Below are 24,057 nucleotides of genomic sequence, written 5' to 3'. Positions count from 1 at the left end.
GCAAATAATATTTATTGGAGTCTAGATTGATATAAAAATTAGCGCCCCAACCAAGCTCATAAGTATATGGTCTTGGCTAGGTAACATTCTTGAGCAACTCTTGATTTTACCACCCCCAATGGCTGCATTATCTAACTTTGCAAGGGCGGCAATCTTGAGCTACCACGCACACAATAATTAACTGCGCAAAAACCGGCGATCGCAAAAAGAATCGCCGGCACAACCTGAAAGTATAGGGTATCGTTTACAGCACCCTGCAATGCAATGGACGCGACAGCAGCCATAACCACGTCTCTAGCGAAGCTTTTCTTAAAAAACCATAGAAGAATAAGAGACACGAACGCCGTGCCGCAATAAACCAAAGCGTAGAATATCCCACCCTTATATACGGCCGTCATAAAAACATTGTGCAGGCTAGAGAACTGAAATCCCATCACATCTTTTAGGTTACAGAATCCGCACCCAGCGACAAATATTTCCGGATTGATCTTATCAATTGCTTCACGATAAATGGCCATGCGCCCAGTAGATAAATCGTCAAGATTTCCGCTTTGTATGTTTCCAAATGCGCGAAACATTTTATATATGCCAAAAGACGAAGCGTTGACGCCTTCGCTAGGCGCTCTGGATTCATTAATCATACCAGAAGCCCATGGCACGAGGAGTGCCAAAAAGAATGCGATAGATATCCATGTCTCTCTTCTATTAAATGCCAGCGCTATCAGAGCAATATAAAAAATCACAATGCCAAGCATTACTTGCCGAGTCCATAGGCTAAAAGAAATAAAAATAAGAGTCGTGGAACAGAGTAAAACAGCTATTGAAACGACCTTCTTACCGAACGATTGCGTAGCTGCTAACGACAAACAACCCACCAACATAACAATCGTAGCAAGTGTTATAACTGCATACTTTCCGTAAAAAGGAAAAAATGAATCTATAAACGAGCTTTCATTAGACACATAAGATATAGAGCTATAGCTAGAAACCTTTAACAAGTCACCATTAAAAATATAAATATCCGCAAGAAAAACACACACCATCAATATCGCAGAAGGAATAAAAAGCTGGCATAGCCGTTCCAATGCGAACAGCCTATTTGCGAGCAACATACCAACAAGGAAGTAAGGGGCGCCACTGGTAAAGCTAGCCGCCCCCAATAAGTTTCTAGAAATACCGTCATGCCCTGTCGTTCCTATCAGGGCTAAAACCCCAGAGAACGCCATAAACAAAATCACTGACAGACTAAGCTTGTCATCCGATTTAAACAGCAACAATCCCAGCGGCGCCAAAACCAAGGCAGGAGTAACTTCAAACCCCGGAACTGCAAAAATCTGCAGTGGCACAGATGCAATAACTAGGAGTGAAACAGCTAAATATAAGCGCCAGTCTCCAAGACCATGGCGAAAGTTGGTATTTTGTGCGTCGATCATGAGTTGGCTCTTTGGGGTAGTCATATTGAGCATCCAGGCCTTATGACTTTTTTGATCATCAAGGGCAGGTAATTGTACCTGCTTTCGATACATCCACGCCTAAAAGAGTTCAAACCATACTAGGTAGGCTCACCTTGCGAGTGCATCATAAGCTTGAACGCATGTCACTCCTCGGGCCCTGCTTTGATCAGCATACCCTGCCAGATCGCCCGATATCTCATCAGAGCGCTTGAGCACGTCGGCAAGCACCATGACGGCACGGGAAGCTGCCGCGCTTGCTGCGGCAGTGCAGGAATGGCCGCCGGCTTGACTGGCTGCGAGTCGAGCGGCAAGGCCGTCTGCCGCCCCGCGCAGGCTGTCAGCAGAAGCGCGAGCGGCAACAGCATCACCAGTCGCTTGATCAATCGCATGCTGTCCATCTTCCGTCACCTTGTCGAGTTTGAGTTGCCAGGCCTGTTCTTTGGCGCGCTCGGCGGCCTCGTTTTCTGTTTTTGCCTTCGCATCGGCGGTATCGCGATCACTCCACTTGACCTGCCAGTCGTCGTTGGTGACAGACACCCCATGGTGGTAGACGCCGTACAGCGCACCAAAGGCCAGCAGCACTGCTGCTATAAACGGAACGGCTTTCAGCCAGATCGCTCTCATGTCAGCACCTTCAGCGCAGCGTTATAGAAGGCAACGCGCTCGACCAACCCATTTATCCCGCCGTTGATTCGCCGGGTGATCTTCACGAACTCAACTTGATCCGCCAGCGTGTTCAAGCCCTTAGTCGACCAGAACCAGGCAGCCGACATCGCCGCGTGCTGGGGCAGCTCAAGCAACTCCGGCTTGCCGATCAAGTCCAGGTCCAGCGCTTCCCCGCACGCCGCATAGTTCGCGCGTCCGGTGATCTGGATCAGGCCACGACCGCGATACTTGTAGCCGTCGCCCTTGACGGTGTTGCCCAAGTCGGCGCGCCCTTCGTATCCGGCCTGCTGCGCCGTGGGCCCCCAGATCTCGCGAACCCAACGCAACTGGCCGGACTCATGTCCGATCTGGGCAATGAATGCCGCGGCGCGCGCGGTGCCCACGATGCCGTAGCGGTTCATGCCGTTGTTTAGAGCAGGAACAAAAACGCCGGCATTGCGACCGGCGTTCGGTAGGATCTGCAGCAACTGCTGCTCGCTGATCGGCATGGCTTTCTCCAGGCAATAAAAAACCCGCTCATGGCGGGCATCAGTATTCGGTAGCAGATCAGCTTGGCGCTACTGGGCGCTTGCTGCTGTCGGGAAAGTTGGGATTATCGGCAGTCCACTTGCGCAGGGCCAGCCAGTACTTTTGCCATTGCTGGGCGGTGCCTGGAATATCTTCCTCTCCGTACTCTATGGCAGTGACGTTCTGCTGGGCCTTGGGCATTTCGCTTTCACGCCAGGCATTTTCGATAGGCACCAATTTTGCCTTTAGCGTGTCCTTGGTGATTTTCCAGGTCCCATCCATCTGTGCGGTGTAGTCTAAAGTGTCTTCGTCCTCTGGCCGTGCATCCAACATCTCAATCCATCCGGGTGGGCACCCAAAATCAGTATCGTCGACCATCTGCAAGTTTTGCCCAGGCTCCGCGTAGTACTTCATCCCCTTAACCTCCAGACTTTGACCCGAGCAGGCAATGCCGTTCCAGCTGATGGCGCGCTCGAATGAGGCGATCCAGCTTCACCGGCAATAAGAACGGCATTAACGCCAGTTTTAACAATTAGAACGTCCGTGCCATCAGCAGAGTTGGTTAACTGCCCGGCACGGGCACCATAGTTCGAATTACTCGGGAATGAAGCCCAAGCTGGGTCGCCCCAGTTACCCGCATAAAGAACCTCGACCACACAAACCACCGGTTTACCTAGAAATGGGTTAGCAACTATATAACGCTGATTGGCGGAAATATTCGCTGGCGATGCTTCCGAGCCGCCGTTTGGGTATGCATAAGCGAATCCAACCAGAGATGCGTCCAACTTGGCATCAAGGGCCGCTTTCAAGTCCGTCTGGGCAGATAGGGTTCCATTAATTGAGCCCCAGGCTGCGCCTGTTGGAAGAGCAACCCAACTACCTGCGCCACTCAAAACTTTCAGCCGGTCAGCGATTGATGGAGCCGGAACCAAACCCTTCACGCCTGCGACACTTGCCGTTGCACCCACGAGTGGCGCCAGCCCCTGCCTGACCCTGTCAAAACCATCAGCAGTAAGCGCGCGCAGTGAAGTAATGTCGTTGTTGTCGCCGCTGGCAGCTTTGCCCACAGTGACAGCTTCCGCCTGCTCAGCAGAATCAGCCGCGGCTGCTGCTGAGGCCGCGGCTGCCTGTTCGGATTGAATAATCGAATCCCTGGCTGTTTCCGATCGTTCAGCCGCCACACCAGATGTCTGTGCCGAGCCCTGGCTTTGCTGAGCGGCCAGTTGAGCAGCGTCCTTGCTGTCAGTGGATACTTCCGCAGCAGCGGTTGCGATAACCGCCTGCTCAGTTGCAGCCGTCTTGGACTGGCCGGCAGACGTTGCCGCTTCGGTTGCAGCCGCCACTTGCTCCTGCATGTCAGCAACACCGCTGGCGATCACCTGTGTGGCTGCCCGCAGAGCGTCAGCCGAATCTTTGACGTAACCCTGCATCGGCGCCAGCGAGTAAGCACCTGCCGACACTTCTGCGCCCTGGTAATCTGGTGCGATCGACAGGGCCGTATCGCTGGCGATGTTGGTTACTTCATACCACTCACCGTTCAGGCCCGCGGAAGGCATCGCCAACGCGCGAGTTGGCAATGAAGGATGTTCCTGTTCCGAGCACGGCATTGCTTCCAGGCGTCACAGAAACTGTGCCTGTTTTATACCAGGTCATATAAATCCCCTAAGAAATAGGCTTGGCAAACACGATGGGAATGAAGAAGTTGACCGAGTTATTTACACCTATAATGTAAGGCTCAAGCCTGTTATTACCGTAATTCCAAACAACATAAAGCTTTGCTGCTCTCGTCGAATTACCACCAACATCCATGCCGATGTTATTAACTAGCATGTAGTCGCCGGTATCCAGCGGCGAATAAGCAGTCCAATTCGACTTAGTTGTGCCCTGCCCTGTTTGACTTGAACCTGTATATGTCCAGCTGGTTATCGTGCGTGTGAACTGAGCGCAAGGCGTTCCGCTATCAAATAGCAGATTCGCTTCGCCGTCCCACAGCCTAAGCCCATATGTTGCAAGCTCGCGTGACTTGAACGCAGCACAAAAGTAATTGCCAGATCCAGCCGACAAGAATGAAAAGCCAGTCCAGTTTCCAGGGCCGCCACTGATAGTTGTGTACTGGAAAGTCGTCGTTCCGTCCGGGCGCACGAAAACCAGGGGAGGCTCGGCAGTAGTGATGGCTGGGGAGAACGCGGCGCCGCCCGAGTATCTCCCAGACTGCACAATCACCAGCCTAGAGAATTCAGAGTCGAGCGTAACCACGTCGTTATTGTTGGTAAACGTCAAACCAAATGTCATCTACCTATCCTTCATAACCAATAGCCTCTGAGGGCCAAGTCCGTTAATGGCATTCACCGCTCCAGTCCGATTCCCAAACCATACAGTCACGCCACCAGAGTAAACCGCCGGCTCGTACTGAACCGCATAGTTGTTCTGAGCGTTTGGATCTTGGGGGTATGCACCAATCGGAATGCAGATTGCGGAGTGTGTTGACGGCGAAACTCCAGGGATAGAAATATTGATGTACCGGTTCCCTCCCGTGATGAACGCGACAACGCCTGAATAAATGATCCTTACGGTGAAGGAGTTCTCATCCAGTTCCAACTTCCCTGTTGGCCCCCATATCCTCATGCCGAAGCTCATGCAGTTAGATCTCCAAGTTGGACCCTCTTAACGTTGTTTTCGTCGTAGACCTTGATAGCGCGGTTCGTCATGGTCAGCCGGCCACCGCCGGGCGCTGGGCCGTTGAACTCAAGATTGCCTGCCTTATCGAGGCGCCATCCCTTTACTCCCGCAGTGAAGTCATCCGACTGCAGCGCCTCTCCAATTTTCAGCATGGTGATGCTGCCGTCCTGGATGAAGGCCGAGCGCATGAAGACCTGCCCGTTCTGCACCGTGAATGGCGACGAAAGAACCCCGTTGATTTCGTTCACGACCGCGAAGGTGTCCGCGCTCACCAAGAACTGGCTTTGCAACTCACCGTCCACGTTCTCAATACCGAGCCCAACAGATGCTGCGACGTACTGGCCGTTTTGATTTAGGCGCATTTTCACGGACCACATTGTCGAGAGCTTGCCATCGGTGTCGGCTTGGGCCTGGCTCACCGTCTGAATGTCCGCCGAGTTGTCGTCGATCTTCACGCCGATCTGCTGGATGGCCTGGGCGGTTGCTTCGCGGTCGGTGATCACAACGCTTTCCAGATCAGTCACGCTGCCGGCGACATCGCCCACCGAAGCGGTGAGTTCCGTCTGCCGCTGCACCATGGCCTCGTTCTGCGAGGCACGCGTTTTCACTTCCTGCGCGAAACTTGCCGAGGCGTTGTAGCCCTGGAGCGCGTCAGCAAGATCACCCTCGCCGGTGTCGTCCCTGTAGGCCGATTGCAAGGCCTGGAGGCTCGACGCCTGGGCCGTGACCACACCATCCAACTCGGTGATGCTGGTGGTGTTGAGCTCTACCTGACGCGCCAGCCCGTTTGCCGTGACCAGCAACTGGCCCACGTCCACCCAATACGCGGCGTTCGGCGGCGAGGTATCCACCGGCACCAACTGGGTCGCCTGATAGATCCGCTTGCCGACCACCACCAGGTCGCCCTCGGCGTAGACCGAGTCAGGGTCATAGGCAGACAGGCCATCGAGCGCATCGATCTGCGCCTGCAGGCCTGGAATCTTGTCGATTTCGTCGACGATGTCCTGGCCAAGCTCCGTGCGGCCGATCTGCCCGGCGATCAAGTCCAGCACTGGCGCCGCATCGGCGCTCGCCATACCCATCACGCCGTTTCCGACCGGATAGAACGGCCCCACGTTGCCGGTGCGGTCCACAAGGCGCGCCCAGAAGAAGAACTGCGTGCCGGCCTGGAGCGCCTGCATGCTGTAATTCGCCTGGGGGTGCGCCAGGTCGGCCAGCTTGGTGGCCACTGACAGGTCATTGGCCTGGCCATACCACAACTCGGTGCGCTGGGCATCCTCAGCGCCAGCAGGGAAACCCCACTGAATGCCGATGCCGAACAGTTCGCTGGTGGTGGACAGAAACGCCACCGCCGGCGGCAAGCCGACCTTCCCTTCCAAGTTCGTCAGGTTGGAACTCTTCCAGATGGAAGATATCTCGAAGGCGCTCACCGACCGAACGCGGGCCACGTAGGCGCCCGAGTAAATTCCGGTGACGTCAACGCTTGTCGCGCCCGTGCGCTGAAGCTTGATCCAGTTGCCGCTGTCCTTGCGCCACTCCACGTCATAGGCGACAGCGCCAGCCACGGCAGGCCATGAGATATTCATGGTGCTGATAGCCAGGCCCTGGTCAACGGAGTAGTTCGAAGTGATGTCGACACTCGCCGGCGCCGGAACGACGGTGATCGGCACAACACTGATTGGCCGCTCTTCCAGCCGGGCGCCGGTGTCGATGTGATCGAACTTGCTCGGGTCGTACTGAACGGCCGAGATTTCAAACACGCCTGGCTCCGGCCGGGCCACGCTTACGACACGATAAAGCGGGATGGCCAGGTCGTCAGCATCCAGCGCCCACACGAGTTCACGCTCCGGCGGCACGGAATAAGCCACGGTCACGGTGACCTGCCGGCCACTGACCAGTTGCACGGTACGGCCCTCGCACTTTCCGTCAGGCAGGTTGAGGATCAGCCTGTCGCCGGGCTTGGCTTGGGTGTCGCGGTCCAGGGTGATGACCTTGCCGCTCACCGCCGAGATGCGCCCGCCGACCGGCCGGCCAGCAAGCAATTCGTCAGCGATCGGGATCACGTAGCCAGGGAGCGGGATGCGCCCATCGAGGCCGACCTTGAAGGTGACAGCCCGGTCCTTCGAGTTCGTGAGCAGCGCCCACTTACCACGGCGCTGGGCCTCCGACTCACGGTCGCAACCAATTGCGCTGATCTCCAACGGGTTGTCGCCGTAGCGCCGTTGTAGTTTGGCGTCAGTCACAGCAGTGACATCGGTGTCGTAGTTGTTCAGCGGATTGTCGTAGCTGACCAGCGCGCGGCTGTAACGAGTGCGTTCCGATGCGCTGGAGTAAGTGAACTTGCCATCGATCACGTTCGCCCGGGTGTACGCGAAGTCGAAGTCGGTGGCGCGCGGCATGTCCGACAGCGTGAATACTTGGCCTTGAGCCCAGTAGGTCATGCCGCGGTAGATCGCCGAGATATCGCGCAGTAGTGACCAGGCGTCGGCCTTGCTTTGCAGGTTCAGGTTGCAGGTGAAGCGCGGCTCCATGCCGCCCTTTCCGTCCGGCACCAGCTGGTCGCAATACTGCGAGATCCGGTACAGCTCCCACTTGTCCACCATCCACGGCTTGATACGACGGCCAAGGCCGAAACGGTCGTTCGTGGTTATGCCGTAATTGTGCCAAACAGGGTTGTCGGTCCAGGCCTCTTTGAACGTTCCGTCCCAGACGCCCGTGTAGGTGCGCGACCTGGTGTCGTAGTTGCTCGGCACCTGCCATTTCCGACCATCGCACTCGATCGTCACTGCTGGGATGCTGCGGAACTGTTCCGCAGAAAACTCGATGTAAAGCAGCGCGGTGTTCGGATACCGGATCTTGGCGTCGATCACCTCAGTGAAGCCGGCAATCTGCATGGTGTCGGAGATTTTATTGTTGTTCTGGTTTGCAGTCAGTCGAGTGATGCGCAACAGCCACCCGGTTGTCGCGCGCGGCAGATTGATTCGCCGGGTTCGCTCGTACAGGCTGGTGGTCTTGCCGGACACGGCCTCGTTCAAAACCTCCTGGTACGTCCCACCATCCGTTGCCAGCTCGACCTTATAGCCGATCGCGTAACCGTTGATGTTGCCGCCGGAGTCCACCGATTGGAGCGCAGGCCAGGCAAAACGCACCCGTACAGCTGAGAGCTGGGTATTGGTGATCGCTCGAACCCATGGCGTGCCGCTGCGCAGCTCGGTGCTGATGGTTGTTTCGTTCTCGACCGATGGGATGCCCTGGATATAGGACTGGTCCACAGCCCCGCTGCGCCACTCCCACTTAACGTTCGGGAAGTTCATGTTCCCCTGCGGGTCTTGCAGCGGCGTGTTGTCGAGAAAGATGTCCTTGGCGGTAGGAGCACCGTCAAACTCGCCCTCACCCACAGCAATAAGCATTTTCGCAATGGCGACGGAGCGCAGGCTGTCTGGTGCCTCGGTTGGGGTTTTAGGCTTCTCGGAACCGCCCTTGGCGCCATAAACATCGATCTTGCGTGCTGCGCCCATGCTTTTCTCCAGGCATAAAAAAACCGCCTCTTGGGCGGATTCAGTTTTCGGGTGTTGGCTACATCTGGTCTTCGGCGTAAATGGCGGCACTGATGATCGCGCCACCCCAGCGCCGGCGGCCGGCACACAGCGACACAGGATTGCCGGAGGCAGTGGTGTTCTTGGCGCTGCCGAAGGCATAGCCGGGGGTGTTCTCTGGTGCCGCGCTGGTCTTCAGGCCGCCGGCCTGCGGGCTGAGCATCTGGATAAAGCCGCCGGCGACCAGTCCGATACCCGCTCCAATTAACGGGGTGCCGAACGGAGTTGCCGAGAAAATAACCCCGACAACAATCAGGATCGCGCCGACGATGGTCTGAAGGATCCCGCCACGCTTGCTACCCACCACCACAGGAGCAATCCGAATGTCGCCGGCGCCGCTGTAGCTCAGCTCTTTCTCGCCGATATTGCGCTTATCGCGAAAGACTGCGAACTCCAGACCTCGCGACTTGGCGTTCGATAGGAACCTCTCGAAGCCGGGAATCTGGATACACAGCGCCTTGATGGCCTCGGCCGGTGACTTTACCGCAAGTCTGAAGGACTTCCCGAACTGACGTAGCTGTCCATGCAGTCGAACGGTAGTCATTGGTTGGTAGTTGATCGCTGACACCTGCATCTTTTTCTCCGGGCAATAAAAAACCGCCCGGAGGCGGTTTTATGATTTTCGTCTTTCAGTTGTAGTCGACATAGGGGCCAATGTAGAAGCCGGCCATATCTCCGCTGATTCGATATAGGCTTTCCTTGCCTGACTGCACCGTAGCCGCGATGGTTCGAATTGCGGCGCCTGCGCACAAGCCTGAGCCCGCTAGGCCGGCGCCGAGATTTGGCGATCCCGGCGGAAGGTAGAATGTAGCTCGCTGACCAGTACCGATTTTTGCAGCCCTGCGGCCGTCGACATAAACAACAATGTCGCAACCAGAGCCGACCGCGCCGGAGTCGCGCACCACGGTGATTTTTCCGCTTTCACCGGCTGGCTTGGACTGGAATGCATACACCTCATCCGCAGGCACCGGCTTCGCGTCACGCACTGAAATTGCGGAAGACGCACATCCCGCCAGAACCGCCACCGCTACCGCCGCTATCAAAATCCGCATGTCGTTCCCTCTTTGGTTTGGCGGGACTGTAGCACTGGGACGTGCAGATGCAAAAAAGCCCGGCGCTGGGCCGGGCCTCGAAGCAGAGACTAATATTCGATCAAGTCGTCTTCTTGATTTTTTTTTGCTGCACGCTTAGCTCGTCTCTTGGCGTTTAGATCCGCACGCGCCTGGTTCAGGGAGGCGAGGCGATCATTGATAGTGGGGTCACTAAACTCCATATCCGCATCCCCCGAATATCTGTCGTTTTGCATCTCGTGGTAGAGCTGCTGGAGATCGTCTGTACTCATCACGCCGAGACGAGATTGGGAACGAATCCACTTTTCGCGGTTCTCCTCGGCCTCTTCCTCAGCCTGCTCCACCATCAAATCACTACCATAACCCATTGAATTAACCTCGATACTGGTGGATTTAAATCCAATATACGGCCCTCGCCCGATGGGCGTCTAGCTGTACGAATCCTCAGTAACGCCTCGCCGCGCTCCGATAGTAGCCTCATGCCTTCATGCAAGGATTCCCTCAGTCCTACGCCTGCAAGCCCAAGGACTGGGGTTGCGCCAATATCGGCGCGTTTATGACCTGGAGGTCAATGTGGCATACGAGATAAAGCCTTTCGAGAATGGGGTGCTGATGGCCTTGGCATCCCTAACTTACGCTCTGAAAAAATCACCTGGGTTTGACAGCTCTGCGCTCGACGCTGCGGCTAAGTTTTTCGTCGACATACCAGCCAGAGGATGCAGTGACGGCGACGATTTCGACGCCTATGAATGGCCACTGAGCGTTGTACAAAGAAGCGTGGCAGACATCGAAAAACTGCTGGAAAACAAAGGCAATTAACCCTTGGTAAGCCGCCAGACTGGCTCGCCACTGGCGGTTTTCGCTTCAGACTCAATTACACCTTTCATCAGTTACTCCTGCGGCCATGCCGCGTCATCTTGGTTTTCTTGCATCTTTGTGACTGAGGATCAGGCACGTTCGGTCATGCCAAGGGCCGCCGTAGACGATGATCTCGGACGGCCTGCCGTACAGGTGGTGCAGCAGGAACGGGCCGGGGCCGTACACGCCCGACTCTTCGCCAGGAAGTGCCGGATCAGTGCCCAGGTAAATCCCGGCGTGATTCGGGTGAACCGTCCGGCCAACCTGCATAACGATCATGTCACCGCGCTGCGGTCGGTCTACGCGCACAAACCCGGCCGCCTCGTAGTGCTGCTCGTACAGGCTTGCGTTCTCCGCACTCTCCCACCAGCCATCGGCGCGCTGGAATGGCTCGAACTCCAAACCCCACTCGCGGGCGTACCAATCAGCGCACACCTGCCAGCAATCCCAGGCCCCATGCACGAACGGGCGCTTGAGCAGCGGCGTGCTGCCCGTTGGCGTGATCGTGCGCATGTCGCCCTCGGGCCACGACAGAATGTGCCAGGGCAAGGCCGTAGCCTCGCACATGGCCAAGTCATGCGGTGACGGCCTGCTGGTGGCGTCCGGGTGTGAGTGAACGATGCCGATCACTTCGCCTAAATCTTCCGCCGCGGCGTAGTCCTCGGGATCGAGCCTGAACTCTTCGCTCGGCTCCGTGGCGATGTTTCGGCACGGGAAGTACTTCTGCTTTCGACCGACGGCCAGCAGCAGGCCGCAACATTCATTCGGATACTGGGCCGCCGCGTGCGCCTGGATGGCCGCGATGATGTACTTACGCATGCTCAGCTCCGGGCGATCAGGGAAACGGCGGGAAATCCACCGAAGGACAGTTCGTTGTTCTCGCCGAAGCGCAACTTGCAGGACGACAGGCAGCCCTTGCACTGGTCCAGGGCCGGGTCATCCGTAGGGTTGTCCTCGTCGTCGAACATCGCTGCACCGGTATAGCCGCAATCAGGTCCCCGGTAGCCATTGGTCATGGCCCAATGGCAGAAGGTCGTCATCTGCCGGCCAGGCAGCCCGTGGTTATCGATCTCACCCGGGGAAGACAGCTCCCACACCACCGCCTCGCCGTCCTCGCTGGTTTTCTGGTCGATGTACCAGATCTCCAGCGCTTCCTGGGTTGGGTCAGCAGTTGGGTTGCCCTCAGGGAAGTTAGCCGCGTCCAGGTACTGGGCCAGGGTCTCGCGAACCGTCAGCTTGAACTTGAGCATGTCCTCGAAGGCCAGGCACAACGCTGTGACGCGCCCGTTGACGTTGCCGGCCGCAAAAGTCGGCCTAGAGGCGGTGCCGTCGCTGCTGGAGGAAATACCCTCAATCTGCACCGGCCAGGCTGCGTACTCATGCCCCTGCCAGATAATCGACTTGGCGGGCAGGTCCTCTTCCGAGCCCTCATAGGCCAGCAATTCTTCTGGCGTGTGCGGGATGGCGTGACCGTGGAAGCGAAGGTAATCGGCGCCGTATTCAGTCCCATCAATTTCAAACAGGCGAATCTCGCCGCCGGGCTCCAGTTTCTGGATGTCCGTGATAAGTGCCATGGGCGGTTACTCAGGGATGAAAGGTTTGCTGGAAAGTTGCGGTGATGGCGTAGACCTGGCCGCCGCGGTGCACGGGCTTGTAGCCATTGCACTTGTAGAGACCAAGCTCACCCAGGGGCGGCTCCCACAGGAAGCCCTTCGCCCCCTTGTGTCGGTCGAGGAAGTCCATGATGTCCTTGATGCGCCCCTTCATGCCCGTGAAGGTCACGGGCCAGGATTGCGACCGGTTGTTGAGGCCGTCCTCTAACGACTGTTCGTATCCATCGCCGAACTGCTTGGAGCGAACGCGCTGGGTGATATCACCTTCTGCGCCCTTCTCTGTCGCCCAGGTGAATCGTTCGATAGCCATCAGCGCCCCTTAATTGCTTTGTTGATGACGCCACCCTGGCCCATGTCCTTGTTGCGCATCTGCTGGTACTTCTGCTCAACAAACGCGGCCAGTTCCTTGCCGAACAGGTCATAGCCTGGAGCATCAGCCGAAGACGAGGCGTTGCCCTCGCCATCGATGTGCACCTCGACATTGATCTGCGTTGATCCAGATCCGCCGCCAGCAGCCATAACCCCAAGCTTGCCACTGGACGTCCGGGTAAGCGGCATGATCGCCTCTTCCCCTGCCTCACCCATTACCCCTGTCTTGCTGTTGGCCATGCCAAACGCCGTCGGCTTGCTGACGATGGAGTTGGTGAAGGCGCCGCCGTCGGCAAACATCTGCACGCCACCCGACCAGGCGCCACCCTTCGCTTGCGGGAAGTAGGTACTGGAATAACCGGCTGATGACGCCCCGAGGTTCGACGACGTGGCACCGGCAGACCCGGCAGCCATGCCATTGCCGCCACCTGCAGCACTTCCGCCGAGGTAACTGGCCGCTGCGCCCACCAAGCTGCCCAACAAAGCCGAACTCGCCTGACGGGTAGCGATACGCGCCATATCCGCCAGGATCGATTTGGCGAAATCTGAGAACGACGCTTTGCCGGTCATCGCGAAATTGACGATCGAGTCTTCCATGGAACTGAAGGCGTTACCGAATAGGCTTTTTGTCTGGCCAGCAATGTTGCGCGCCGAATCCAGGTAGTTTTCCCACGCCGCAGTCGCGCCCTTGGTCCAATCGCCCTGGGCATTCTCCACATCCGCATAGTTCTGCCGGATCTGGTCCGTAGCGGCCTTGTTCGCGTCTGCAAGAGCCTGCGACTTTCGCTTGAACTCCTCTTCCGACATGTTGCGCGACGGGTCGGACTTCTGGTTGGCCAACTCCAGCGACTGCTGAGCAAACCGGTCCTGCTGGCTGTTCAGCTCGCCGCTGAGCGCGTTCTGGCGATCGCCCTGCCCTACGCCGAGAACTGCACGCTGACCTGCCAGTTCCAAAGCCCGCTGTTGCTGCCCCAGCGCCTGCACGTAAGTGCTGATCGCCCGCTCCTGTTTGGCAAGCCGGCCGGTCTCGTTGGTAGCCAGCACTTCAAGCTGACTGTCGGCATCCTTCTGCGCCTTGACCATCCCTGCGCGTGCGTCAGCGATCTTCTGGTCCAGCTGGATGCTTTGCGCTGCCGAAGTAGTCTTCTTGCCCTTGGCTGCCTCCAGTGCGGCAATCTCAGCCTCGTAGGCCGCCGTGGTTTGGTCGAGCTGGTTGCCCATCAGCGCCTGGCGCCGCAGCAGATAGTCTTCCTCGGACAGCAGGCCGGCCTTTTGAGCCGCTTCCAGTTCCTTCTGGTAGTTTTTGTAGGTGTCGGTGATCGCCGCCAGGTCGTTCTTGGCGTCGTTGAAGCTGGTCAGGTCGACCTGCGTGCCTGCGGCCTTGGGATCCTTGAACTTGTCGTTGATGTTGGAGATGTTTTTGTCGACCGTAGCCTGGGCCAGGCGCGGGTCGCTCGGCGCCACCTTGCGGATGTCGTCGAGCTGTTTTTTGTAATCCTTGATCGCCTCGGTTCGCTTCTGCTCATTCGTCCATGAGGACTTGGTGAGCGCGTCCACCTTCTGCATAGAGGTGATCGCAGATTGTTGCGCCTTGGCACGCTCTCCTTCCTGCTTGGCGATATCGGCTTCGGCGTCGCGCTGATCTTCCAGCATGTTCAGTTGATTGGTGTAGTAATCAACCATCACTTGCTTGTTTTGGAAGGCGCCAACGTTGCCCTTCTGCGCTTCTGCCAGGTCACGGCGGGCCTGCTCGATATCGGCGCCAATGTCCGGACGGCCGATGTTTTTGAGGTTGTCGGCAGCGCGCGCTACGGCGTTATATCCCCTTTCCCAAAAACTGAGGTTTTCGAGGATTTTCGGAGTGCGCTCGTTTATTGCGTCGGCGTAGGACTCGGTGGCCAGCTTCACGGCGCCCGCGTGATCACCCTGCTCTTCCAGCGCAGCAATCTGCGAGTAAACCGAAGCGGTGAGGTAGTGGTACTGCTCGTTCAGCGCAGCAGATGCCTTTACCGGGTCATCGGCGAGCTTGACGAACTCAGCAACCGTCTCGCTTACTGCCTTGCCCGTGGCTTCCTGCATTGATACTGCGGCCTGGGTGATGCCGGTAAAGCTGTCGCCGGCGATCTTGCCGTTTTCAGCCAGCATCGCCAGCACTGCAGCGGCCTGGCCTGTGGTGCCCACGGTAGCGCTGACCTGCCGCGCCATGTCACCCAACTGCCCGGCACTCACGCCGGCGTAGTTGCCAGTAAGGATCAGTGATTTGTTATAGCGGTCCTGCTCTTCGCTGCCCTTGTAGTAGGCAACGGCGAGGCCACCCACGGCGGCAGTAGCCAGGGCCAGCGGGGCCAGGATGGCGAGCAGACCAGCAGCACCAGCGCCAGCACCGGCGCCCAACTGAGCGACGGCGCGAACGCCACTACCCCAATCACCCGACGACAGCGCGTTACCCAACTGCACGACGTTTTCCTGCGCCTGGCGGGTACCGAGGCGCAGCTTGTCGAAACCGGTGGTGGTCTTTTCGAGCTTGGCGTAATCCTTGTCGATCTTACCCAGGGCGCTGTTGTACTGGTCCTGGCTGATACGGCCGGCATCTAGGTGTTTGCCAAGCTGCTCGACCTGCGTATCCAGCTTGGCGAGGGCAGCGCGAGCTGGGTCGATGGCTCCCAGCAGGCTGTTCAGGGCCTTCTGCTCGTCGAGGGCAGACTTGGCCAGGGCGATCTGCTGCTTGTCCAGCTGAGCGGAGATCTTCGCCGCCTCGGCCTCGCCATAGGCGCCGGTCTTGGTCAGCTTGGCGAGAGCGTCACGCTGCTTCGCCAGGTCCTGGGTGGTTTTGGCGCTGGTGGAAAGTGACTTTTCCAGCGCCTGCATTTCGTTCATCAGCGAAACGGCGGACTGCTCGGCCCGGCCACCTGCCTTCGCCATTTCATCCAGGCTCGTTTTTGCCTGGATTGCATCGGCCGAGTCGATCTTGACGCCGAGTTCTGCAATGTTCATCGACTCACCTTGAATAAGTGCCCGTGGTTACGGGCTGTTTTCCCTTTCCTCCGCCATAACGCGCAGGGCTTCGCCTTCCAGCACCTGAAGGTCAGGGAAGATTTCAGCGAGTTTCTTTTTCTTGATGCCGAGGAAGCCGGCCACGTCGCGGATACTGCTGTAGTCGAGGCCGATAGCGCCGCCGGAGCCTGCTCGCCACTGGGTGGACATGCGGTTGAAAAGCAGGAAGGCCGGCCAGTTGCAGGGCCAGACCTCGACATCTTCATCATCAAGATCGGCAGCCGTCAGCCCGAGAACACCCAACTGCTCAGCAGATGGGCCACTTTCGTACATGGCTTTGGCTGCCGATATCAGTTTCCCAGGCGGGCCTGGCTAAAAGCGCTCTGATAGGCGTTCACGACCGCTTCGGCGGTGCCATAGCACGACTTAACAAGAGCCTGGATGCTCTTGTCGTCGAACTTGTCATCAAAGCCCCAGCCAACAACGAGATCCTTGATCTGCTGCACCTGAAGCTCGGTCTCGGCCGAAACGACATCAGATAGAGTGGTGCCTTCACCGAAACTGGCGCGCATCTCCTTTCCCTTTGCGCTCCAATCATCGAACAGGGCTGCAAGTCCCGGGCGATCCCGATATTTGAAGGTGAACTCGATTTTCTCGGGCTCCTCCCCAACTATCGGGATCAACACGAATGCCTTGAATGTTGGGTTCTGGGCGATCCTGATCTTTGCCATGGGAAGTCCTTATGCGCCAGCCAGGTAGCGAAGCGAACGAGCGGAAAGCCCGATACTGATGGTGCGCGTCATGACGTTGTTGCGCTCCATGGTCGGGTCGGGTGTGATGCTCACATAGCCCGGATAGAGGATCTGATCGCCGTTACGCAGCTTCATGCGGACCACAGCCAGCTCCTTGGTGTCGTCGTAGCCTTCGACGGTTTCGACGTACTGCGCCGTGGGTTGATCCTCCACTACGATAGTGATCGTGGTGGGGTTACGGTTGGTGGGGAACTGCTTGTCGTCGTCATCCTCCAGGTAGCCGACAGTTTGATACTGCTGCTCGCCGCCGGAAGATGTGAAGGACGTCACTTTCGAGATCTGCGTCCAACCCGAAACTGGGATTACCGAACCGGCGCCGGCACCCACGGTGTACTTGTCGGTGTTGGTGGTATTGAGGCCAGCCAAGGCAAAGGCGTCTGCAGTTACGCCGGACGCTTTCACGGCGCGATCATTAATCAGCGCCCAGCCCGAGTTAATTAACAAGACGTCGCCCATTTCAATGCTGTGCCCAACGGACGCAGCGACTGGCGGTTTCGCATTGGTCAAGGCAGTAAAAGCGACTGCGGAGCCCATAACGCTGGCGATCTCCAGTACGGCGCCGTTCGGCAGCGGGAAGCGTGCGGCCATGGTGTATTTCCTCTTGAGTGCCCGCCTGACGGCGGTAGGTTATGCCCCAGCGGGCGGTTGGTCTGCGACACCCAGATAGGTGAAGCTGGCCGGGACCGTGTAGGTCGCCGACTCTGTGATGGTTGGTCCCTGGTCTAATGGCTCGGTGATCAAGCCTTCGAAGCCATTGCGGGTCAGAGCTGTGTCGACGCGAAACAGCCGCGTCAACTCATCGATTAGCGTCTCGGCGGTGGCCATGGCCTGCGCAGAGGGGCAGACGATGCTGACCTGATAAATACCGGCGTACTCGTAAGCCTCCCCGCCGAGATAGCGGCAGGTGGTGCTGGCCGGCAGCTGGTAGGCTCGCAGGTACGTTTCAGAGGTGCTTGGTGTAAAAGGCTGGTTTGCGTAGGCCACTCGTATCGGGCGCGCAGCCGCCCATGCGGCCAGCTTCGTTTCAATGGCCTGGCGGGCTCGTGCGTGACTCATATCTGGTTGTTCCTGATGGCCTCCAGCACGATCTGCTGAAAGCGAGCCACGGTTACCCGGACCATGCCGCCAGGGGCCTGGGTGGAATGGCCGAACTCCAGCGGGATTGCATAGGGCAAGTTGTTAACGATGAAAGCTGTCTGCCCGGCCTTGAACTCAATAGCGCCCGCCACAAGCCTTGCGGTTGCCTCGGTTCCTGTCGGGTCTGGGTGAATACGGAAGCTGTTGTCGACAGAACCGATGGAGAAATTCCAGTTCGCCCGAAAGCGACCGCCAACATAGTCCCGGCCAGCCACCAAGCCATTCACGCTGAAGTTCTGATCGCGCTCGGTCTTCGTTAGCGGTTTGGCATATTTCACGCCGCGCTTGAGGTTGCCCGCCTTCGTGAAATTCGATTCGTTTAGGTTGATGAGCGTATTGCGTACGGCGACCTTGAAGTCGTAGTCATCGGCAGCGCGGGAGTTGGCCTCGCGATGAGCAACGTTGGCAGCCCATATCTCAGGGTTGCCCACCGGTGACATGCGGATGATGCTGCTACCAATCTCGATAATGATTTCGCGCAGGCTCGCGTCGATTGCCTCACTGGCCTGGGCGGCGAACTCGGCCAGGCTCAGGGCGAAGCTGCCGGATTGGGTCGCCATGTCATTTCCTCAGTTGCGCTGTCCACGTTGCATCAGCAGGGTCCGCAGACACGTTCATCACCCGCAGCCCGTTGACGATATCGCCAATGGCCGGGGCAGCCGGTACCGCCGTCGGAACGCCGGCCTCCGACACGAACAGCTCGTTTTGCAACACCAGCAGCTTCTTGTCGGTGGTCTGGATGAGCGAACCGTCGATCTCCTTGGACATGTAGCTGCCCAGAACACCGCGCCCAATGTAATTGACGGTGGTCTCAGGCGTTTCACCGCCCAAGTCAGGGTCATACTCGCCTGCAACCTTGCGCGCGCCCGTCACGGGCTTAACCGCGTCGGCCAGCCCATCGGGATCGTCGAACGCCTCGGCCAATTCAGCCTGGATCTCTTCGCGCATGCCCATGATCAGATCCTTTTCAGCATCATCACGCCAGAGCGCTTGATCCAAGGTTCCAGAAGCGCAAGGGCGAAGTTGACGCCCGCCGACTGTTCGGTAGAGCCTGCCACGTACGTTTTGCTCACCGACGTGCCGGACTGCGCGGATACGGTCTTGCTCTGCACTTCCTTCTGCGTTGCTGTGTACAGCTTGCCCGCCGCCGCCTCTTTGGCGACCTGGGCGCCGGCTGTTTTGATCTCGGCCGGAACCGGATCGGGAACAGCCCGCTTAATCTTGGCCGTGAGCCAGGCGTTTGCCATGGTCACAGCAAGGACCGGATCACCGGCACCGGCCCAGCCAGGACCCAGAGAGGCGTCAACATCGGCAACGGTGATGAAGTCGGTCATATGCTTGTCCTTATTCCGCCGGCACCAGGGCCTGCAGGTCTTCTTTCTTGGCGGTCGCGTCAAAGGTAATGCCTTTCGCGTTCAGCCACTCTTTCAGCTCTGGGACCTTCATTTTCAGAGGGTCGGTTTCAGGTGCTTCCTGCTCCTTGCCGTCGGAAACCTTGATGCCGGCGGCCTGGTAAGCATCGAAGATATCCGGCGCATCGCCATCGACGACCACCTCGGTCGCGGAGCCGATGACGCCGAAGAATTCGCTCAGCAAGCGGTAGCACACGCCGCGCTCTTTGCCCGGCTTGTCCGTGTAGATCACTTTCATGAGTCACCTCAAAAGCTTCCCGGCGCCATAAGGGCGCCAGGTTGTGTGGGCCGGATTACGGCGTGGTGGTACCGCTGATGACAGCGGCGAACGGAACTTGCTTGCGGTTGAACACGCGCTCCCAGTTGCCTGCGGAGGCGTACTGAGTCGCGGTTGGGCTGAGGTTCTGAGCCTCGGAACCCTTCCAGCTGAAGCCGGCGGGTTGGAGGATGTAGGTTTTACGCTCCCACAGCACCTCGGCACCGCCACCGTTACCGCCGCCCGGCTTACGCTCCAGCTCTACCGGCACCTTCGGCGTGCCTTCGCCGTAACCGAACGCGCCCTGGCCGAAGAACACGGACAGGTACTTGCCCGCGCCATATACCAGGGCATCGTCCATGAACACTGGCTTACCCAGGTAGGTGGCCAGGATGATCTTGCCGTCGGAGTCGCGCAGGTACTCGATGAGATCCTGCTTGACCATCTGGTTCATCACCACCGAGTGCACGCCAATCGCGCCGAACTGGTCAGCCGCATCGCCCGCGGTGAACGCAGCATCCTGGAAGGCGTTCGCGCTGATGGTCGCGCCCGCGTCGATGACCATGTCACCGCCGTTGTTCGCGATGTTCGAGGCGATGATGCCGCGAGCGGCGCCCAGGGTGTAACGCTGCCACTGGCGGGTCCAGTAGGTGCCGAAGCGGTTGCGGATCTGCTGCTGAGGCTCGCTGTTCGCCAGCTCAGCGGTCAGGTCCGCAACGCCATAGCCTTTGTTGAGGTACAGGACGCGGGCACGCATGCTGTCCTGGGTGACTTTGCCGACTTCGCCCTGGTCGTTCGGGTCATCATTGCTGATGTTCGGGGCTTCATCGGCGTTGAGATCCTGCCAGTAGCTGATCTCGGCGGTGCCCTGGCTGCCGGAGGCGATGGCGTCCAGCACAGGCGAGCGGGTCACAATGCCCGACTCGTATACTGCGGTCTTTTCCGGGCTGTTAACCGGCGCCAGGGAGGCGTAGTAGTCGCCGACGAAGATGTCGGTCAGTTGGGTAGTTGCCATAAATTAGTTTCCTTTGGTGGCCTGGATTTTCTTGAAGAGCTCAGGGTTGTCACGGGCGATTGCAGCGCGCTCGGTTTCCGTGTACTCACCCCACTTTTTCGTGGCCTTGCCACCGTTGTCGCCGGTCTGCCCGGCGCCCTGGGCCCTTGGCCACAGGTGTGTTGCTGTTTCGCGCAGCGATTCCGCCCATTCGAGCGGCGACAGAGGGGTCTTCCCGTCCTTCCCGTAAACGACCTCGCCGTCACGGTCGGTGGCAATCGCCTCGCCGTCTTCACTGAGTTTGAAAGTGCCCCGGGCGCGCAGAATGATGTCCTCGGCAGCCTCGGGGAGCGCGCCGGCCTTGATGGCAGCAGCGCGAATGGAATCGGCTAGGACCTTGTCGCTGTACTTGGCAGCGAACTGCTCGGCCTTGTCGGCACGGGCTTTCTCGGCGGCCAGCTTGGTATCGTAGTCGGTGCGCAGGCGCTCTGTGCGGCGGGTGATGACCTCATCCAGCTTGCCCTCGGCAATCAGCTTGGTCTCTTCATCCTGGCCAACCTTGGTCAGCAGCCCTTTCACGGCAGCGATGTCCAGGCCTTCAAACTGGGACTTGAAGCCGTCCAGCTCGGTCTTGGTGGTCCGGAGCGAGCCAAGAAGCTCGGTGTTTTTGTTCTTGAGGCCCAGGGTTGCAGCCTCAACGGCTGCAGCAATGGCGGTCTGAACTGCCGGGTCTTCAAGATCAATCTGGTTTTCGTCTGCCACTTGGTGCACCCCTTGGGTTTGGTCGGCCCGCTTTGCAGGCATAAAAAAACCGCCTCTTGGGCGGTTCGATATTGCTGAGTTAGTTTTCTACGCTTGTGGATCGCCAAATTCTAGATACTGTCCAGCATCCATCCTTCTTTGAGCATCAGGGCTGAAAGCGGCAATACGTAAAGTTTCCTCCGCCTTCCTCGTGCTGGAGATGTACTCCGATACAAAAGAGACAAACTTCGCGTCCAGTTCAATAACTAAGTCTTTACTAACTAGCCTTATGAGGACATAGCTGCGCTGGGCAAAAAGCTCGTCCAGAGCGTCAAAAAACCTTTTGTCGAGTTTAAAGTCATAATTTCCAGGAGATATGTTATTGCGCAATAACCTCGCAATTGTCGGAGCGACCCATTGCTCCGCAATCCTGCGGATTCCTTGTCTGTTAACGGAGATGACGTCGAGATGGTCACCTCTCTGAAGTTTCGTGTCACGCCCGCCCTTCGCTATATTACTGAAGCCAAAAAGGTCAATTTTAGACCCGTCCTCATGAATAATGAGGTCAGCCGCAAGGATGCTCTCTGGAACAACGCCTTCCGAAACAACACGAACCAGCCACTCATCAGGAGAGAATCGGTGGATTACGCTAACTTTAGGCATCTCTTTCATTTGCTGCTTGTGTGACTGCAAAAGTGCAAAACCCACTGCAAGCATTGCGCCCAAACCCGACACCCAGCCTCCAGCGACCCCCCAGTCCCAGACATATCTTACTGTGGATTGGGGATTCATTGTGATGCCAACAGTCAGCCCAAGCATTGCGCAAATTGTGCATAGGGCTAGCAGAACAACTCCAGCAATCCCTTTCATATTCAGCTCCTCAGGAAAGAAGAGCTTTATACCAGCGGGAAAGAGTTCGACTCAATTCCTTCTCGTCACATTAACGACAGTGAGCCCGCGCATCACCAGGTAATCGGCGAACTGCGTCCTGCTCGGCGCATACGGTGGCGGCCGCATCCGCAGGCCGGGCGTATCTCGGTTGAGCCGTGTGCGCCGGCCATTTGGCTCATTGGAGTACGTCGGCTCCTCGATCTGGAAGCCCTGCTCGGTGGCGTACAACTCAACTGCCAACCGCACCTGCCCATATGGGCGGCGCGGTGATCGGATGTGGGTGCGCGAGACATTCATTGATCTGCGCGGTACCGGTGTTGAGCATCGCCCAGACCCGGACGGCCCGCTTCAGCGCTACGCCTACGCTGCAGACTGCCGCCCCGGATCGCACAGCGACGAGGCAAGGAAAGACTTCGGCTTGAAGTACAAGCCCAGCATTCATATGCCACGCGCCGCCTGCCGCATCCTGCTGGAGATCACCGAAGTGCGCGTCGAGCGGTTGCAGGACATCAGCGAAGACCAAGCCCAGGCCGAAGGCTGCTTCTTCACCGATTACGGGCGCAAGTGCGGTCACTCCGGGAAAGGCTGGACCGAGGTCGGCGAATGCCCGGCCCCCGAAATGCATCACCCGCAGCGCAATGGCTGGATGTGGGACAGGACCACCAGCCACGAGCAGTGCCTCGACTCGGCCCGCAACGCCTTCGGCAATCTATGGCAAAGCGTCGGTGGCGACTGGAGCGCCAACCCGTGGGTCTGGGTGGTCGAGTTCAAGCGGGTGACGCCATGATCGCCACCCTCTGGTTCGCCTACGTGTTCATCTACAAGGGGCCCAGGCCATGAATCAACACGTCCGAGTGAATACAGCTGAGCTGACCGGCCAAGCACTGAACTGGGCAATGGCCCTGGCCGAAGGAAAGCAGGCCAGGATCACCAAAAGCGGGGTTCGCCTGGCGCTGGGCGGCAGCACTTTCGGAAAGATCAATCCAGCAACTGACGAAAAGGCAGGGACGCTGGCGATACTGTGGCACCGCGTGCGATTCGATGTTCGGATGCCGGGCCATCAATGGTCCGCAAGGGTCGGAGAGGTGACCGCCGGCGGGCCAACCATCAGCATTGCAGCTTGTCGCGCTATCGCCGTCTCCGCACTGGGCGACGTCATCGATATCCCCGCCGAACTCGTCTAACCCCAATCCCCCCTACATGCCTGCCGGTGAGCGGCGGGTCTATGCGCGCGACCGTAACCAACCTACCAGGATGAAAGCGAGCCCGGCGACCAGCAGGCCTACAGCTATGCAGCCGAAGGTCCCTTGCCTAAGCAGGTAGTTGAGGCCAATTCCAAAACCACAAATCGTAAGCGGCGCCCCGATAGCAAATAAAGGGCTTCGAATAATCCTCTCCATTACCCACCTCACACACAAGAATTATTCCTATTTAACCATATGCCTGCCGGTGAGCGGCGGGCGAGGACGATTTCGCCTATGAAAACGCGAGAACTGACACACGCTCGCCTGCTGGAAAAGCTGCATTACAACCCGGAAACAGGCGCTTTCACTCGCACCCCACCCAACCACAAAAGGCGAATTGGGCGTTTCGACAAGAACGGCTACATCACAATCGCCGTAGACCGCGTCAAGCACCAGGCACACCGGCTTGCGTGGCTCTACATGACGGGCAGCCACCCATCCGACGACCTACTGATTGACCACATCAACCGCATCAAGGACGACAACAGATGGGAAAACCTCAGAGAGGTCACGCCATCTCAGAACTGCCGCAATCGTGAGTACGGTGCGAGGAGCAGTCAAGGGCGCGGCGCGAGCGGCACGCACGGCGTTTATTGGGACGGGCGAAAGAATCGGTGGCACGTCCAGATGGAGTGCCGCGGGAAATTCTTCTATGGCGGCTATCACGAAACTCTAGAGGCGGCGCAAAAGGACGCGGAGACGGTAAGAGCAAGACTCATCGCCTACGCCGAAACCTTTGACGCGGCAGCATAACCCTAACCCAC

27 protein-coding genes and 2 pseudogenes are annotated in these 24,057 nt (G+C 58.1%); 4 read left to right on the top strand and 25 right to left on the bottom strand.

Annotated elements, in window-relative coordinates; all coding sequences use genetic code 11:
* Positions 1-131 precede the first annotated feature (131 nt).
* The 10 genes and pseudogenes from QCBJ_RS13430 to QCBJ_RS13380 form a co-directional block, all read right to left on the bottom strand.
* Positions 132-1,433 (bottom strand): hypothetical protein, encoded by a 1,302-nt coding sequence (locus QCBJ_RS13430; RefSeq protein ID WP_102061008.1) that lies wholly within the window; start codon positions 1,431-1,433, stop codon positions 132-134.
* 129 nt (positions 1,434-1,562) lie between these two features.
* A complete protein-coding gene (locus QCBJ_RS13425) occupies positions 1,563-2,078 on the bottom strand; it encodes a DUF2514 family protein (protein ID WP_102061007.1) in 516 nt (171 codons plus the stop codon).
* Positions 2,075-2,608 (bottom strand): glycoside hydrolase family 19 protein, encoded by a 534-nt coding sequence (locus QCBJ_RS13420; RefSeq protein ID WP_102061006.1) that lies wholly within the window; start codon positions 2,606-2,608, stop codon positions 2,075-2,077. The genes QCBJ_RS13425 and QCBJ_RS13420 overlap by 4 nt, the downstream gene beginning before the upstream one ends.
* A 58-nt stretch (positions 2,609-2,666) precedes the next feature.
* Entirely contained in the window at positions 2,667-3,041 is a 375-nt protein-coding gene (locus QCBJ_RS30385) for a hypothetical protein (RefSeq protein WP_256581506.1), read from the bottom strand.
* 970 nt (positions 3,042-4,011) lie between these two features.
* A pseudogene (locus QCBJ_RS13410) lies at positions 4,012-4,280 on the bottom strand (hypothetical protein); the annotation flags it as partial.
* A gap of 9 nt (positions 4,281-4,289) precedes the next feature.
* A complete protein-coding gene (locus tag QCBJ_RS13405) occupies positions 4,290-4,919 on the bottom strand; it encodes a hypothetical protein (RefSeq protein WP_102061005.1) in 630 nt (209 codons plus the stop codon).
* A gap of 341 nt (positions 4,920-5,260) precedes the next feature.
* Complete coding sequence (locus tag QCBJ_RS13395) at positions 5,261-8,824, bottom strand: phage tail protein (protein WP_102061004.1); 3,564 nt, start codon at positions 8,822-8,824, stop codon at positions 5,261-5,263.
* Positions 8,825-8,882: 58 nt separating this feature from the next.
* Positions 8,883-9,476: a tail assembly protein gene (locus QCBJ_RS13390; RefSeq protein WP_102061003.1), complete on the bottom strand. Its 594-nt coding sequence runs from the start codon at positions 9,474-9,476 to the stop codon at positions 8,883-8,885.
* 55 nt (positions 9,477-9,531) lie between these two features.
* Positions 9,532-9,954: a hypothetical protein gene (locus tag QCBJ_RS13385; protein WP_102061002.1), complete on the bottom strand. Its 423-nt coding sequence runs from the start codon at positions 9,952-9,954 to the stop codon at positions 9,532-9,534.
* A gap of 89 nt (positions 9,955-10,043) precedes the next feature.
* Positions 10,044-10,340 (bottom strand): hypothetical protein, encoded by a 297-nt coding sequence (locus tag QCBJ_RS13380; RefSeq protein WP_102061001.1) that lies wholly within the window; start codon positions 10,338-10,340, stop codon positions 10,044-10,046.
* A 205-nt stretch (positions 10,341-10,545) separates the two neighbouring features.
* Here QCBJ_RS13380 and QCBJ_RS13375 point away from each other — a divergent pair, with 205 nt between their 5' ends.
* Positions 10,546-10,791, top strand: coding sequence for a hypothetical protein (locus tag QCBJ_RS13375; protein ID WP_145994229.1), 246 nt, complete (start codon positions 10,546-10,548; stop codon positions 10,789-10,791).
* A 93-nt stretch (positions 10,792-10,884) separates the two neighbouring features.
* Here the strand turns inward: QCBJ_RS13375 and QCBJ_RS13370 are convergent, their stop codons facing one another.
* The 15 genes from QCBJ_RS13370 to QCBJ_RS13300 all read right to left on the bottom strand — a co-directional run bounded on the left by QCBJ_RS13370 (position 10,885) and on the right by QCBJ_RS13300 (position 22,028).
* Positions 10,885-11,649 (bottom strand): C40 family peptidase, encoded by a 765-nt coding sequence (locus QCBJ_RS13370; RefSeq protein ID WP_102060999.1) that lies wholly within the window; start codon positions 11,647-11,649, stop codon positions 10,885-10,887.
* A gap of 2 nt (positions 11,650-11,651) precedes the next feature.
* Positions 11,652-12,404, bottom strand: coding sequence for a phage minor tail protein L (locus QCBJ_RS13365; protein WP_102060998.1), 753 nt, complete (start codon positions 12,402-12,404; stop codon positions 11,652-11,654).
* Positions 12,405-12,414: 10 nt separating this feature from the next.
* Entirely contained in the window at positions 12,415-12,753 is a 339-nt protein-coding gene (locus tag QCBJ_RS13360; RefSeq protein ID WP_102060997.1) for a phage tail protein, read from the bottom strand.
* Positions 12,753-15,806, bottom strand: coding sequence for a phage tail tape measure protein (locus tag QCBJ_RS13355; protein WP_102060996.1), 3,054 nt, complete (start codon positions 15,804-15,806; stop codon positions 12,753-12,755). Before QCBJ_RS13355 ends, QCBJ_RS13360 begins: the two co-directional genes overlap by 1 nt.
* A 27-nt stretch (positions 15,807-15,833) precedes the next feature.
* Complete coding sequence (locus QCBJ_RS13350; protein WP_256581505.1) at positions 15,834-16,139, bottom strand: DUF1799 domain-containing protein; 306 nt, start codon at positions 16,137-16,139, stop codon at positions 15,834-15,836.
* A gap of 17 nt (positions 16,140-16,156) precedes the next feature.
* Complete coding sequence (locus QCBJ_RS13345) at positions 16,157-16,537, bottom strand: phage tail assembly chaperone (RefSeq protein WP_102060995.1); 381 nt, start codon at positions 16,535-16,537, stop codon at positions 16,157-16,159.
* Positions 16,538-16,546: 9 nt separating this feature from the next.
* Positions 16,547-17,206 (bottom strand): phage tail protein, encoded by a 660-nt coding sequence (locus QCBJ_RS13340; protein ID WP_102060994.1) that lies wholly within the window; start codon positions 17,204-17,206, stop codon positions 16,547-16,549.
* A gap of 39 nt (positions 17,207-17,245) precedes the next feature.
* Positions 17,246-17,674, bottom strand: a complete 429-nt coding sequence (locus QCBJ_RS13335) for a phage tail terminator-like protein (RefSeq protein WP_102060993.1) — start codon at positions 17,672-17,674, stop codon at positions 17,246-17,248.
* Positions 17,671-18,315: a hypothetical protein gene (locus QCBJ_RS13330; RefSeq protein ID WP_102060992.1), complete on the bottom strand. Its 645-nt coding sequence runs from the start codon at positions 18,313-18,315 to the stop codon at positions 17,671-17,673. The genes QCBJ_RS13335 and QCBJ_RS13330 overlap by 4 nt, the downstream gene beginning before the upstream one ends.
* A 1-nt stretch (position 18,316) precedes the next feature.
* Positions 18,317-18,709 (bottom strand): hypothetical protein, encoded by a 393-nt coding sequence (locus QCBJ_RS13325; protein WP_102060991.1) that lies wholly within the window; start codon positions 18,707-18,709, stop codon positions 18,317-18,319.
* A 2-nt stretch (positions 18,710-18,711) separates the two neighbouring features.
* Positions 18,712-19,089: a hypothetical protein gene (locus QCBJ_RS13320; RefSeq protein ID WP_102060990.1), complete on the bottom strand. Its 378-nt coding sequence runs from the start codon at positions 19,087-19,089 to the stop codon at positions 18,712-18,714.
* Positions 19,090-19,099: 10 nt separating this feature from the next.
* The gene (locus QCBJ_RS13315) at positions 19,100-19,405 is read right to left on the bottom strand and encodes a HeH/LEM domain-containing protein (RefSeq protein ID WP_102060989.1); all 306 of its coding nucleotides are present in this window, start codon (positions 19,403-19,405) and stop codon (positions 19,100-19,102) included.
* A gap of 55 nt (positions 19,406-19,460) precedes the next feature.
* Positions 19,461-20,438, bottom strand: coding sequence for a phage coat protein (locus QCBJ_RS13310; RefSeq protein WP_102060988.1), 978 nt, complete (start codon positions 20,436-20,438; stop codon positions 19,461-19,463).
* A 3-nt stretch (positions 20,439-20,441) separates the two neighbouring features.
* Positions 20,442-21,179 carry a hypothetical protein gene (locus QCBJ_RS13305; RefSeq protein ID WP_102061059.1) on the bottom strand — a complete coding sequence of 246 codons (738 nt, stop codon included), beginning with the start codon at positions 21,177-21,179 and terminating at the stop codon, positions 20,442-20,444.
* An 87-nt stretch (positions 21,180-21,266) separates the two neighbouring features.
* Positions 21,267-22,028, bottom strand: coding sequence for a hypothetical protein (locus tag QCBJ_RS13300; RefSeq protein WP_102060987.1), 762 nt, complete (start codon positions 22,026-22,028; stop codon positions 21,267-21,269).
* Between the two features lie 442 nt (positions 22,029-22,470).
* Here QCBJ_RS13300 and QCBJ_RS30695 point away from each other — a divergent pair.
* The 3 genes and pseudogenes from QCBJ_RS30695 to QCBJ_RS13280 form a co-directional block, all read left to right on the top strand.
* Positions 22,471-22,836 (top strand): annotated as a pseudogene (locus QCBJ_RS30695) (hypothetical protein); the annotation flags it as partial.
* 49 nt (positions 22,837-22,885) lie between these two features.
* Positions 22,886-23,233 carry a phage protein NinX family protein gene (locus tag QCBJ_RS13285; RefSeq protein WP_102060986.1) on the top strand — a complete coding sequence of 116 codons (348 nt, stop codon included), beginning with the start codon at positions 22,886-22,888 and terminating at the stop codon, positions 23,231-23,233.
* Positions 23,234-23,527: 294 nt separating this feature from the next.
* Complete coding sequence (locus QCBJ_RS13280; RefSeq protein ID WP_158242099.1) at positions 23,528-24,046, top strand: HNH endonuclease signature motif containing protein; 519 nt, start codon at positions 23,528-23,530, stop codon at positions 24,044-24,046.
* Positions 24,047-24,057: the final 11 nt, after the last annotated feature.

The sequence above is a fragment of the Pseudomonas sp. QC2 genome, from assembly GCF_002859085.1.
Taxonomy (GTDB): Bacteria; Pseudomonadota; Gammaproteobacteria; order Pseudomonadales; family Pseudomonadaceae; genus Aquipseudomonas; species Aquipseudomonas petroselini.
The sequence above is the reverse complement of the archived record's forward strand: the minus strand, read 5'-3'. Positions and strand labels throughout refer to the sequence as shown.